11 protein-coding genes are annotated in these 12,630 nt (G+C 70.7%); 4 read left to right on the forward strand and 7 right to left on the reverse strand.

Features of this window, described 5'->3' with window-relative positions; genetic code table 11:
- Positions 1-6: 6 nt before the first annotated feature.
- From hxlA to MWM45_RS03920, 3 genes are all read left to right on the forward strand, one after another.
- Positions 7-630 (forward strand): 3-hexulose-6-phosphate synthase, encoded by a 624-nt coding sequence (hxlA, locus tag MWM45_RS03910; protein WP_247828319.1) that lies wholly within the window; start codon positions 7-9, stop codon positions 628-630.
- A gap of 252 nt (positions 631-882) precedes the next feature.
- A complete protein-coding gene (locus tag MWM45_RS03915) occupies positions 883-2,118 on the forward strand; it encodes an amidohydrolase (protein WP_247828320.1) in 1,236 nt (411 codons plus the stop codon).
- Positions 2,115-3,524, forward strand: a complete 1,410-nt coding sequence (locus MWM45_RS03920) for an amidase (protein ID WP_247828321.1) — start codon at positions 2,115-2,117, stop codon at positions 3,522-3,524. The genes MWM45_RS03915 and MWM45_RS03920 overlap by 4 nt, the downstream gene beginning before the upstream one ends.
- A 171-nt stretch (positions 3,525-3,695) precedes the next feature.
- Here the strand turns inward: MWM45_RS03920 and MWM45_RS03925 are convergent, their stop codons facing one another.
- The 3 genes from MWM45_RS03925 to MWM45_RS03935 are packed head-to-tail and all read right to left on the reverse strand — an operon-like array spanning position 3,696 to position 5,293.
- The gene (locus tag MWM45_RS03925) at positions 3,696-4,064 is read right to left on the reverse strand and encodes a PH domain-containing protein (protein WP_247828322.1); all 369 of its coding nucleotides are present in this window, start codon (positions 4,062-4,064) and stop codon (positions 3,696-3,698) included.
- The gene (locus tag MWM45_RS03930; RefSeq protein ID WP_247828323.1) at positions 4,061-4,429 is read right to left on the reverse strand and encodes a hypothetical protein; all 369 of its coding nucleotides are present in this window, start codon (positions 4,427-4,429) and stop codon (positions 4,061-4,063) included. The genes MWM45_RS03925 and MWM45_RS03930 overlap by 4 nt, the downstream gene beginning before the upstream one ends.
- A 39-nt stretch (positions 4,430-4,468) precedes the next feature.
- A complete protein-coding gene (locus MWM45_RS03935) occupies positions 4,469-5,293 on the reverse strand; it encodes a nuclease-related domain-containing protein (protein WP_247828324.1) in 825 nt (274 codons plus the stop codon).
- 260 nt (positions 5,294-5,553) lie between these two features.
- Between MWM45_RS03935 and MWM45_RS03940 the strand changes: the two genes are divergently transcribed.
- A complete protein-coding gene (locus MWM45_RS03940) occupies positions 5,554-6,144 on the forward strand; it encodes a 3'-5' exonuclease (RefSeq protein ID WP_247828325.1) in 591 nt (196 codons plus the stop codon).
- A gap of 6 nt (positions 6,145-6,150) precedes the next feature.
- Here MWM45_RS03940 and MWM45_RS03945 read toward each other — a convergent pair whose 3' ends face one another.
- The 4 genes from MWM45_RS03945 to MWM45_RS03960 are packed head-to-tail and all read right to left on the reverse strand — an operon-like array spanning position 6,151 to position 12,549.
- Entirely contained in the window at positions 6,151-8,691 is a 2,541-nt protein-coding gene (locus tag MWM45_RS03945; RefSeq protein ID WP_247828326.1) for an AMP-binding protein, read from the reverse strand.
- Positions 8,688-9,833 carry an ABC transporter ATP-binding protein gene (locus MWM45_RS03950; protein WP_247828327.1) on the reverse strand — a complete coding sequence of 382 codons (1,146 nt, stop codon included), beginning with the start codon at positions 9,831-9,833 and terminating at the stop codon, positions 8,688-8,690. Before MWM45_RS03950 ends, MWM45_RS03945 begins: the two co-directional genes overlap by 4 nt.
- The gene (locus MWM45_RS03955; RefSeq protein WP_247828328.1) at positions 9,830-11,530 is read right to left on the reverse strand and encodes an ABC transporter permease; all 1,701 of its coding nucleotides are present in this window, start codon (positions 11,528-11,530) and stop codon (positions 9,830-9,832) included. The genes MWM45_RS03950 and MWM45_RS03955 overlap by 4 nt, the downstream gene beginning before the upstream one ends.
- Complete coding sequence (locus MWM45_RS03960) at positions 11,527-12,549, reverse strand: extracellular solute-binding protein (protein WP_247828329.1); 1,023 nt, start codon at positions 12,547-12,549, stop codon at positions 11,527-11,529. The genes MWM45_RS03955 and MWM45_RS03960 overlap by 4 nt, the downstream gene beginning before the upstream one ends.
- Positions 12,550-12,630: the final 81 nt, after the last annotated feature.

Here is a 12,630-nt window from a genome sequence, read left to right on the forward strand (position 1 = left end):
CCTCTCATGAAACTGCAACTCGCCATGGACGTACTGACCGTCGAAGACGCCCTCGAGCTCTCCGGGAAGGTCGCCGAGTACGTCGACATCCTCGAGCTCGGCACCCCGCTCGTCAAGAACGAGGGCATGACCGCCGTCACCGCCATCAAGGAAGCCCACCCGGACAAGATCGTCTTCGCGGACCTCAAGACCATGGACGCCGGCGAGCTCGAAGCGGACGTCGCCTTCAAGGCTGGCGCCGACCTCGTGACCGTGCTCGGCGTCGCCGACGATTCCACCATCGCCGGAGCCATCAAGGCCGGCAAGGCCCACGGCAAGGGCGTCGTCGTGGACCTCATCGGCGTCGACGACAAGGCGACCCGCGCCAAGGAGGTCACCGACCTCGGCGCCGAGTACGTCGAGTTCCACGCGGGCCTCGACGAGCAGGCCCAGGAGGGCTATGACCTGAACACCCTGCTCACCGCGGGCACGAAGTCCGGCGTCGCCTTCTCGGTGGCCGGTGGCGTGAAGCTCGCCACCCTCAAGGACGTCCAGGCCTCGGGTGCCGACGTCGCCGTCGTCGGCGGTGGCATCTACAGCGCCGACGATCCCGCCCAGGCTGCGAAGGACCTGCGCGACGCCATCGGCTGATCGCCTCGTTCAAAGCCGGACGACGATCGGTAGGACGAAAGACCGGCCCTTCGGGACCGGTCTTTCGTTGTGTGCAGGGCGAGTCGATGAGAACCGGGCAGGAGAATCCCGAGGGACGAGATGGCGTAGAGATCCGCTTCTTCCCCTCGCCTTATCGGTTTGTTCGTCGGGACTCGAGCAGGTGTGCTCGCGTTGTGTCCGTCACACCTGATGTACTCGGGACAAGCCCTACCCGCTTCCCGGAAGGACACCATGACCATCGACACCGCCGTCCTCGGCCTCTCCGACGCCCACACCACTGCCATGCATGAGCTGTACCGGCACCTCCACGCCCACCCCGAGCTGTCCATGCAGGAGACGCACACGGCCGCGTTCATCCTCGAGAAGCTGAACCACCTCGGGCTCGAGGCGTTCATGTGCGGCGGGACCGGCGTCGTCGGGGTGCTGCGCAACGGCGACGGACCCGTGGTCGGCTACCGTGCCGACACCGACGGTCTGCCCATCGCCGAGGACACCGGCCTGGACTACGCGAGCACGACGTCGGGCCACCTCGCCGACGGCACCGAGGTCCCCGTGATGCACGGCTGCGGCCACGACACCCACGTGACCGTGGGCCTCACTGTTGCACAGCTGCTCACGGAGCACCGAGACGCCTGGTCCGGCACGGTGGTCTTCGTCTTCCAGCCCGGTGAGGAGACCGGCGAGGGCGCCGAAGCCATGGTGGAGGACGGTCTGTGGGACAAGGCGCCCATGCCGTCGATCATCTACGGGCAGCACGTGTGGCCGGGCCTCGCCGGCACCGTGAACATCAGCAAAGGCACGGCCATGGCAATGGCCGACTCCTGGAAGGTCACCGTCCACGGCCAGCAGGCGCACGGCTCGCAGCCGGACCAGTCGATCGACCCGATCGTGCTCGGCGCGCACATGGTGGTCCGGATCCAGACGATCGTGGCCCGCGAGGTGCACCCGATGAAGTCGGCGGTCGTCACCATCGGTACGTTCCACGGGGGACTGAAGGAGAACATCATCCCGGCGTCGGCCGAGTTCACCGTCAACGTGCGCACGTTCGACGTCGACGTGCGGGAGCGCGTGCTCGGCTCGCTGCGGCGCATCATCAGCGCCGAGGCTGCCGCGTCGGGGGCGCCGGAGCCCGTGATCGACGAGATCAGCAGCTTCCCGCAGTGCTACAACGACCCCTCCTCCACGGAGGACGTCATGGCCGCGCTGGGCGAGGTGCTCGGCGAGGACGCCGTCATCGAGTCCCCGCCCGTGATGGGCAGCGAGGACTTCGGACTTCTCGCCGAGGCCATCGGCGTGCCGAGCGTCTACTGGTTCTTCGGTGGGCACCCGCAGGGCCTGCTCGACGGCGACGATCCTGTGCCGGGCAACCACTCGCCGTTCTTCGCACCGGCCATCGAGCCGACCCTGACCACCGGCGTGCTGGCCGCCATGACGGCGCTGCTCTCGAAGGTGGGGACGACGGCATGAGCGGTGCGCTGCACGAGTTGTCCGCCGGCGACCTGACGGCGGCCATCCGCCGTCGTGACGTGTCCGCGCGGGAGGCGCTCGAGGCGCACTTCGACCGCATCGACGCCGTCAACGGCCGCATCAACGCGGTGATCACCGAGGACCGGGAGGGCGCCGTCGTGCTCGCCGCCGCGGCCGACGAGCTGACGGCGTCGGGCGCAGACCTGCCGCCGCTGCACGGCCTGCCGATGACCCACAAGGACACGCACAACACGCGGGGTCTGCGCACCACGCAGGGCTCCACGATCTTCAGGGATGTCGTGCCGACGTTCGACGACCTGATCATTGGGCGACTGAAGAGCGCCGGCGTGGTCACGACGGGCAAGACGAACGTGCCGGAGTTCGCCGCCGGATCGCACACCTTCAACGAGGTGTTCGGGACCACGGTCAACCCGTACGACACAAGCCGCAGCGCCGGCGGCAGCAGCGGGGGAGTGGCGGCGGCGATCGCGGCCCGGATCCAGCCGCTGGGCGACGGCAGCGACATGGGCGGCTCGCTGCGCGTCCCGGCGTCGTTCTGCAACGTGGTCGGCTACCGGCCGTCGATCGGCGTCGTCCCGTCCGTGCCTACGCGCAACGCCTGGGCCTGGCTGAGCCGCGGCGGGCTGATGGCGCGCGACGTCGAGGACATCGCGTTGGGCATGACGGCGATCGCGGGAGCCGATCCCGCGGTCCCGTACGCCTACCCCGTGCAGGGCTCCTTCGGCGTCGGGCTGCACCGGGACCTGACCGGTCTGCGGATCGGCTGGTCGCCGGACTTCGGGCTCGGCGTGCCCGTGGACGCCGAGGTGCTGCGGGTCCTCGAGCGAGAGCTGCGGGTCTTCGAGCAGCTGGGTGCGATCGTCGAGGAGGCAGCGCCGGACCTGCGCGACGCCGACCAGGTGTTCGGGACCACGCGGGCCTTCGACTTCGTGCTCAGCCTGGGCGGCCTCGTCGCGAAGCACGGGGACGCCATCAAGCCCGAGATCCGCTGGAACGTGGAGCAGGGGCAGCGGCTGACGGCTCAGGACCTGGTCGACGCCGCGCTCGCCCGGACCCGCCTCGACACCAGCGTGCGCCGCTACTTCGGGCAGTACGACGTGTTCGTGAGTCCTGCTGCGCAGGTCCTCCCGTTCGACGCCGCCGAGCGGTATCCGACCTCGCTCAACGGTGTCGCGTTCGAGACCTACCTCGACTGGATGCGTGCGGCCTGCCTGATCTCCGCGACCGGGCTGCCCGCGGTGTCGGTGCCGGCCGGGTTCAGTGCGGACGGCCTGCCGGTGGGGCTGCAGATCGTGATGCCGCACGGCAGCGATATCGAACTGCTGCAGGTGGCGTACGCATTCGAGCAGGCGACGGGCTGGGCGAAGCGGGCGCCGGACCTGTAGGCGTCGGAGGCTTCTGACGATGGCAAGAAGGTCTACCAGGCGGTCACAAGTCCCGAGGCGCAGCGCATCTACCGCCAGGCAGCTGATGCGCTCAAGAAGGTCCGCAAGAAGTAGGCGGAACACCCGTTCCCGATTCCTGCGGGATGGGTGTTCCCCTCCTTGTGCAGCTGGTCAGCGGTTGATGAGGTGCCACAGGATGACGTCGTGGGCGTGCTTGGCCTTTTCGTCACCTCGGAAGTCGGCTTCGAAGGCTTTCGATCCCGCGGAGACGGCGATCGAGGAGCTGGACGCGAACTTCCCGAGCATGGACTTGTTGGTCAGCATCGATACCGCCTGGATGTTCCGATACGGCAGGGACGTCAGCGCCACCTTGTTTCCCACGAAGCTCTTGTCCTGCAGGATGACACGCTGGTTGGTGAGTCCGATGAAGCCTGTTCCGACTCCGATGCAGTCGTAGACAGCAACGGCCTGTTCCCCTTGCAGGAGCCCTGACAGGATCATCTGGAGTTGCTCCGGCCGGTCGTGGACGATGTGGTTCATGCGGATTCCTTCTGCTGGTTGGTCCTCCGTGTCCATCTGACGACGGAGGGATCGTGGGGATCTTTGGTCAGCTGCATTCCTGCGCCTTCGGCCTGGGCATGGCACCACTTGCTCAATCCACCGGGGGCGAGATCGGACAGCTTCACGCCGCCGCTCAGGTGCTGGCCCACGAGTGAGCCGAACAGTCCGATGTGTACCCCGCTCGACCGCAACTGGCCATCCTGCAGTGCAGCGAGAAAAGCGTCCCGAAGGTGCTCCGAGCTCGGCGTGGAGGCCGGTACGAGGCGCGTCACGTGCCCCCTGAGGTGGTCCGCAGCCGGAATCTTGGCGTCATGCGGAGCCGGCGTGTGGGCGGCGGTGTTCATCGAGGGAAAGTGCAGCACGGAAGGACTTCCAGGTCGGGGTCAGAACGGCAGGACGCCCACGGCCGACGCGAGGACCGTCGCGGGCACCGCGAGCAGCCAGCAGATCCGCCGTCGTCGTGCCTGTTCCACCAGCCGGTGCAGCCCGTCGAAGGATCGGGCGACCTCCACGGGATCGCGGAGCGCCGATGGTGTGCGCCGCCAGGTCGAGGGCTGCGCGGCGGCCGCCGCCAGCAGGGCGACCTGCTGTGGCGTGTGGACGACGGGTCGTCGCGTGAGCCAACGCAGCAGCTGGCTCTCGGTGAGCACCGTGACGGACCTGTGCTTCTCCTTCACGGTGACCTGCTGCGCGCCGACGACGACGATCGCTGCCTCCGCGGTGACCGACTGGCGGACGGCCGCCGAGAGCAGCTTCCCGGCCCGGGCCGCCTCGTGGTCCGAGTTCCTGATGTAGGGGTGCCGCGTCCCGGCGACCATGAAGGTGCCCTTCGCCGTCCAGATCCTCTGACCCGGATGCCGCTTGGTGTTGAGGACGAAGACGCCCGTGGGGCCGATCACCACGTGGTCGATGTCGGCCGATCTCTCGCCGACCGGTACGGCGTGCAGGACCGTCCACTCCGGCCCCAGCGCGGCGAGGGTGCGTCCCACCGCGCGCTCGCCGAGTGCGCCCCAGTACCAGGGGCGGCTCGCGGCGTCGAGCAGGTGAAGGCCGAACGCCCGGGCGACAGGGCCCCGGGGGTCGCGGTGACCGCGGACCTCGAGCAGTTCCTCCATCACGGACTGTCCCGGGGCACGCCGCCGCAGCAGCCCCAGGCCCTCCGGCTCGGTGTAGCGGACATCGCTCTCCAGCGGCTCGGCAGCACTCATCGCGTCGTCCTCGTGCTCATCTGGTCCCTGTCCGCCTACCGCTTCGCTCACGCCTCAGTGATCCGGCGGGCTGAGCCCCGCCCGATCATCCTCAACCTATCGGCCGCGCCCCGACGCCGGGTCCCGCCCACGCGCCGGATCGCTGCAGGATTCCGTCAGCGTTTCCGCAGGCCGCAGCGGAGCGCTCGCGGGCGAAGGAGCCGATGACGGCTAGGCTGTCCGGGGCCCCGGAACGGGGGCGGCAGCTACAGGGAGTAACAGTGCACGGTCTCAATTTCACCGCGATCGACTTCGAGACCGCGAACAGCAAGCGTGGCTCGGTGTGCGCCGTGGGCCTGGCGAGGGTGCTGGACGGCGTCGTCATCGAGTCGGCGTCCTGGCTGATCAAGCCACCGCGCTCCGTCGGCGAGTTCTCTTCGATCAACGTCGCGGTCCACGGCATCCGTCCCGCCGACGTCCGCACGGCACCGGGATGGCCGGAGAGCCTGCGGCGCATCATGGATTTCACGGGGGAGGACCCGTTCGTGGCCCACAACGCGCCCTTCGACCGTTCCGTGCTGCGCGGTGCGTGTGCGGAGTCGGGGCTGGCCGTGCCGGAGAATCCGTTCCACTGCTCCGTCGCGCTCGCCCGCCGCCTCCTGGGCCTCGAGGTGAACAAGCTCCCGCACGTCGCGGAGGCCCTCGGCCTCGGCGCCTTCCGGCATCACGATGCCGGGAGCGACGCCGAGATCTGCGCGGCCGCCGTCGTCGCCATCGCGCGCCGGCACGCGCTGCACTCCCTGGACGCGCTGTGGCCGGCGGCGAGAGCGACGTCGGCCGGCAGGACGCGGGTCAGTGGGCGACGGGTCTGACGCGATTCAGGCCCCGGAGACGCCCGCCGTCACCGAGTACCGCTGCATGGTACGCGTCCGCCACCGCGTGACGGCGGCCGGCAACCACCGGCACAGCGCCCAGTAGCCCACCCCGACGGGAAGGCACCCGACCACCGCGACGACCGGCCCGAGGGGCATCAGCACGGGGTAGACGAGCCAGTGTGTCAGGTAGATGTACAGCGACGCGGCGGCGAGCCAGCCCGTCACCCGGCGGAGGACCGAGGGCACGGGCAGCGCCGGCACCCACGTGATGAGCAGCAGTCCCACCACGATGGTCACCTCGCGCAGCGGGTCGTCGAAGGAGCCCGGCACGGTCAGCGCGGCGAGGACGGACACCAGCAGGCGACGGCGCGTGGTGTCCGCGCGTGCGACTGCCCACCCGAGCATGAAGAGCCAGAACACGGGCAGGGGCTTGGGCAGGCCGGGATCCACGATGTCGTACCGGCTGAGCAGCGTGACCGCGAGGAGCCCCAGGGCGAACGTGAACGGCAGGCGGCGTTCGAGGCGGTCCAGCCAGGGGACGGCGAGCAGCGCCGTGACGGCGACGAGCACGTAGACGAGCATCTCGACGAACCAGAAGTGCCACTCGCTGGTGACCTCCTGCGGCCCCACCATCCCGTTGAGCAGGACGATGTTGGCCAGGCTGTAGTCGTCCGTGAGGACGTAGGCCACCGCGATGAACGCGACGGACGGCGCGACGATCCTCGCGAGGCTCCTGGCGTGGCGCCGCAGCCGTGCGGACCGCGTCCCGGTGAGCTGGAACCGCGCGAAGTTGAAGCCGGCGATCACGAAGAGCAGGTGCGCGGTGTGGAACGTGAACAGCTCCACGTGGGCCGCGACGATGCAGACGGTCGCGACGGCCCGCAGCACGATCGACGGCTCCAGGAAGGAGACGAGGCGACGGCGGCGACGGGGCGTGCTGCGGCCGGCCAGCTCACCGACGGGCAGGAGGTGCCAGTCGGCGGGCAACGGACCGAGCGCCGCCTCCAGCCGGACCGACAGGGCCACGTAGGAGAGCGAATCGCCGTCGAGCGTGACGAACGTGTCAGTGTCACGCACGTCCGGGCGGTCCAGGCACTCCGCGAAGATGCGCGGGACGTCGGCGGGGCCTGCCCGGCCGGGACGCTCGTCCGGCGCGGGTGCGGCCACCGCAGGGGCCGCGAGGCGGAGGACGGCGGGGTAGTCGATCTTGCCGGTGCCGAGCCGGGGCAGGCGTTCCACCAGGTGCAGCCCGACGGCGGTCCGGGGCAGCCCGAGGTCGACGGCGAGGACCTTCGCGAGCATGCCGCCGTCGTGCTCGCCCTCGACCGCGATCACCAGGCCGTCGTCGTCGGACCCGGCGACGGCCGCGACCGCACCCAGGTCGGCGAGGATCCGCTCCACCTGTCCGAGGTCCACGCGCAGGCCGGCGATCTTCACGAAGCGGCTGCGGCGGCCCACCACCTCGTAGAGCCCGTTGGCGTGCCGGCGGGCGAGGTCGCCGGTCCGCAGTTCGTGCACCTCGCGGCCGAGGGCGAAGTCCCCGGGGCTCTCGGCATAGCCGAGCATGACGTTCGGGCCGGAGTACACCAGTTCCCCGTGCGGCAGGCCGTCCACGGGGTCGATGCGGAAGGAGCCGCCGGGGATCGGCACGCCGATGGTCCCCGGGTGCTCCGCCGCGAGATCCGGCGGCAGGTAGGCCATCCGTGAGGTGGCCTCCGTGGCCCCGTACATGACGAACAGGTCCCAGCCCCGGCGCTGCCCGGTCTCCGCCCAGGACCGCACCTTCTCCGGCGCAAGCCGCCCGCCGGCCTGCGTGATGTAGCGCAGGCTCGGCAGGTCCATGTCCGCGAAGCCCACGCGGTCCAGCAGGTCGAAGCTGTAGGGCACGGCGGCGAACGAAGTGGCGCCGCGCTCGCGGACCAGGTCCCAGAAGCAGGGGTCGACGACGGACAGGTCCGTGAGCACCAGCCCGGCCCCGCGGGCAAGATGGCTGTTGATCACGGACAGGCCGTAGCAGTAGGAGAAGGGCAGGGTGGTGGCGGCGCGGTCGTCCGGGCCGATGCCCAGGTACGCGGCGATGGACCGGGCGTTCTCCTCGAGGTTCGTCCGGGACAGCCGGACCAGTTTCGGCGAGCCGGTGGAGCCCGAGGTGCTGAGCAGCAGTGCGAGCTCGGGGTGCAGGTGGTGCCGGGTGCCGGGCCGGCGCTCGTCGACGTCGAGGGACCCGCCGGCGGTCCGGAGCACCACGTCGGGATCGTAGGCGGCCATGAGGGACTCCACGGCGGCCGGCTTGTCCGCGGGTACGAGCAGCAGGGCGTGGCCGGCCGTGACCGCCGCGAGGTAGGCCACGAGCGTGTCGGTGTCATTGCGGGCCGCGAGCAGGACGAGCCGCCGCTCCGTACCCAGCCGCACCACGACGTCGTCGACCCGCGCCGCGAGCTCGCGGTACGAGAGCACGCCGTCGGCGGTGAGGATCGCGGGCCGGTCGCCGTGGCGGGCGAGGTCGGTGAACGTGGCCGCGGACAGGTCCGGGTCGACGCTCACGGGACCGCGGGGGGTCGCGGGGCGTTGCGGGGCGGCGTGGTGACGGCGCGGTCGCCCACGAGGAGCGTGGGGGAGGTGCCGGGGGCCACGGTCACGATGACCGGCGTGCCGACGGGGTGGCGGACGTCGTGGGGTTGCCAGGACCGGAGGGTCCGCCCGGAGGCCAGCGTCACGTGGTGCAGCACGAACGCGCCGTGGTACTCCACGGCCGAGACGCGGGCGGTGGCGTCCGGGTCCGGGCGCAGGGCCACCTCGTGGGGCCGGAGGACGACGTCGACGTCCACATCGCTGTCCGCCCACCCCGGAACCGTCGACACGACGCCGATCTCGCAGGTCAGCAGGGCGCGGTGCACGTGCGCCGGAAGGAAGTCGGCGTCACCCATGAAGGAGGCGACGAAGCGCGTGGCGGGCTGCTCGAAGACCTTCTCGGGTACGTCGGCCTGTTCGATCACGCCGTTGTGCATGACGACCACCCGGGTCCCCACGGACAGCGCCTCCGTCTGGTCGTGCGTGACGAGCACTCCGGTGGTGCCGGTCTCCCGCAGCGCCGCCACGGTGTCACGGCGCACCTGGCCGCGCAGCGACTCGTCGAGGCTGGAGAACGGCTCGTCCAGGAGGACGACGGCGGGACGCGGCGCCAGCGCCCGGGCGAGCGCCACGCGCTGCTGCTCGCCGCCGGAGAGCTCGTGCGGGTACCGCTCCGCGAGATGGGGCAGCTGGACGAGGTCCAGGAGGTCGCCGACGCGCTGGCGGCGCTCGCCGCGCGGCAGGCGGTCCAGACCGAATTCCACGTTCCGGGCGACGGTCAGGTGCGGGAAGAGTGCGTGGTCCTGGAACACGAGCCCTACGCGGCGGTTCTCCGGGTTCACGAACCGGGTCCTGTCCGCGATGACGTCGCCGGCCACGGTGATCCGCCCGGCGTCGGGCCGCTCCAGGCCTGCCACGAGCCGCAGCGTCGTGGACTTGCCGCATCCCGAGGGGCCGATCAGCGTCACGAGTTCGCCCGCGGGGATGGAGAGGTCCAGGGACTCCACGCCGCGGGCGGAGCCGTAGCGCTTGGTCACCCCCTCGAGGGTGAGGGCGGGAGGGGCTCCGGCCGTGCCGGGATGGGCCGGTGGCGCGCTCTGCATCTGTGCCGTCACTGTCCTTCCTTTCCGGAAGCGGTCCGGTGCAGTTCGCGCCCGCGGGTCTGGCGGACGAGCACGAACACGGGGATGATGGCCGCTGCCACGATGACGAGGGCCGGGAGGGAGGCCTTCTCCCAGAAGTTCTCGCGGGCGAGCTCGTAGACCCAGACCGACGCCGTGGTGAAGCCGAAGGGCCGCAGGAGCAGCACGATGGGCAGTTCCTTGATGGCGTCGATCACCACGAGCATGAGGGCGACGGCCACGCCGGGGCGGGCGAGGGGCAGATGCACCCGGCGGAGGATGCGGCGCGGGCCGGCCCCGAGGCTCAGCGCGGAGGACGTGACGGTGGGGCTGATCTTCTCGAGGCTCGCGCCGACGGACTGGTAGGCAGGGGCGAGGAACCGGATCACGTAGGCGTAGAGGATGCCGACCACCGAGCCGGTGACGATCAGCCCGGTGCCCCCGGGGACGCCGGCGCGCTCCAGTGCGGTGTCGAGGGCGGCGAAGGACAGCAGGACACCGATCCCGATGACGGCGCCGGGCACCGCGTACCCGAACGTGGTCAGCTGCGCCGCGAAGGACACGATGCGGCCCCCGCCCATCCGGATCGCGTGGCCGACGCCCAGGGAGATGGCGACGCACGCGAGGGCGGTGACCGCTGCGACCAGGAGGCTGTTGGCCAGGTATTCGGCGAAGCGCGGGTCGGCGAGGAAGGACGCGTCGGTGACGATCTGCCCGAACGCCCAGATCAGCAGCTGCGCCACGGGGATGAGGAACCCGGCGGAGAGGGCCGCCATGCAGGCCGCCGTCGCGGCCCAGGCGCGTGCGCCCCGCAGCCGTTCCGGCTCGAAGCCCTGCCGGCGTCCGCCCTGCTGGTGGTAGCGCGCACGACCCCGCAGTGCCCTCTCGGCGGCCAGCACGGCCACGGCGAACAGCAGGACCAGGACGGCGAGCTGCGTCGCGGCGTGGAAGTCGAAGGTGCCTTTCCAGACGAGGTAGACGCCCACCGAGACGGTCTGCACGTTGAAGTACTGCACCGTGGCGAAGTCGGTGAGCGTCTCCATCATCACCAGGGCCAGTCCAGCGGCCAGGGACGGCCGGGCGAGCGGCAGCACCACGCGCCGCAGGGCCCGTCCGCGGGTGGAGCCCAGGGTGCGGGCGGCGTCGTACGTCCCGGAGGACTGCTCGATCAGCGCCGAGCGCGCCATGAGGTAGACGTACGGGTAGAGGGACAGCGTCATCACGAGGATCGCGGCGGGCAGCGAGCGGACCTCGGGCACCCACACGTCCGTGCCGAAGACGGTCCGCAGGAGGGACTGCACGGGCCCGGCGACGTCGAACACGGAGAGGAAGATGAACCCGAGGACGTAGGCCGGAACGGCCAGCGGCAGGACGAGCAGCCATACCAGCAGGTTCCGCAGCGGGAACCGGTAGGCGGTGACGAGCCACGCCAGACCGCCGCCCACCACCAGTGCGCCGGCGCCGACGCCCAGCATCAGGGCGATGGTGGTGAGGATCATGGGGACGAGGTCCCGCGGCGGGGCGGTGCTGCCGAGGCTGCCGAGGCCGTCGATGACGACCGCCAGGACGGGCGTGGCGACGACGACGGCGACCGTGACGACGAGCGTCGACCAGGCCGGCCGGCCGACGCCGTAGGTCCGGTAACGACGGCGGGGCGGCCGCGGCTCGGCGAGCGCCGCCGTGTCCGTCACTTGTATCCGGCCTCGGCGAGCAGGTCGACGGCGTCGGCGTTGAGCGTCCCGTAGGCCTCGGCGTTGAGCGGCATGCGCGTGAACTCGCCGAAGGCGGCGATGACAGGCTCGGGCTCGACGGTCGGGTTGACGGGGAACTCGTGGTTGGCGTCGACGAAGGCGTTCTGCCCGTCGGTGGCGAGCCACTCGATGAGCCGCTGTGCGTCCTCCGCACTGTCGGAACCCTCGACCACGCCCGCGCCGGAGATGTTCACATGCGTGCCGGCACCCTCCTGGCTCGCCCAGAACAGGTCCACGTCGAGGTCGGGGTTCTCCTCGAGGGTCCGGGCCAGGTAGTAGTGGTTGTTGATGCCGACGTCGCACGTGCCGGCGTCGATCGCTTCGAGCAGCAGGATGTCGTTGCTCAGGATGTCCACGTTGTTGGCCACCCAGCCCTCGACGATCTCGAGGGCCCGCTCCCGTCCGTGGAGGTCGATCAGGCTGGCCACGAGGGACTGCGTGTAGGCGGAGGTGGCGTCCCGCATGCACAGGCGGTCCTTCCACTTCGGGTCGGCGAGGCCCGCGTAGGTCTCGGTCGCGTCGAACTCGGCGGGATCCACGGCGGCGGGGTTGTAGGTGACGGTGCGGGCGCGCAGGGCGAGCCCGTACCAGCGGCCCTCGGCGTCGCGCAGGTCCTCGGGGACGGCCTCGTCGAGCACGGGGGAGTCGATCGCGGCGAGTTCGCCCTGGCGTGCGCCGTTCCAGAGGTTGCCGGCGTCGACCGTCATGAAGACGTCCGCGGGGGTGTCGTCGCCCTCGGCCTTGAGGCGCTCGAGGAGTTCGGCGTCGTCACCGGTGATGAACTCGACGGTGATGCCGGTCTCCTCGGTGAACTGCCCGAACGCGCCCTCGAGGTCGTAGTGCCGCGCCGAGTAGATCTGGAGGTCCGCCGAGTCTCCGCCGATGGCGCTGCAACCCGTGAGGATCGACGTCAGGGCGGTCAGGCCGACGAGGGTTTTCGTCAGGGGGCGCGGGTGCATCAGGGTCTCATCTCAGGCGGGGGAAGTCGTCGGGAGAGCACAGCCCTCTGTAAGCAAGGGTAGCCTAAACTAAGTCGGCGC

Source organism: Arthrobacter antioxidans, from assembly GCF_023100725.1.
GTDB lineage: Bacteria > Actinomycetota > Actinomycetes > Actinomycetales > Micrococcaceae > Arthrobacter_D > Arthrobacter_D antioxidans.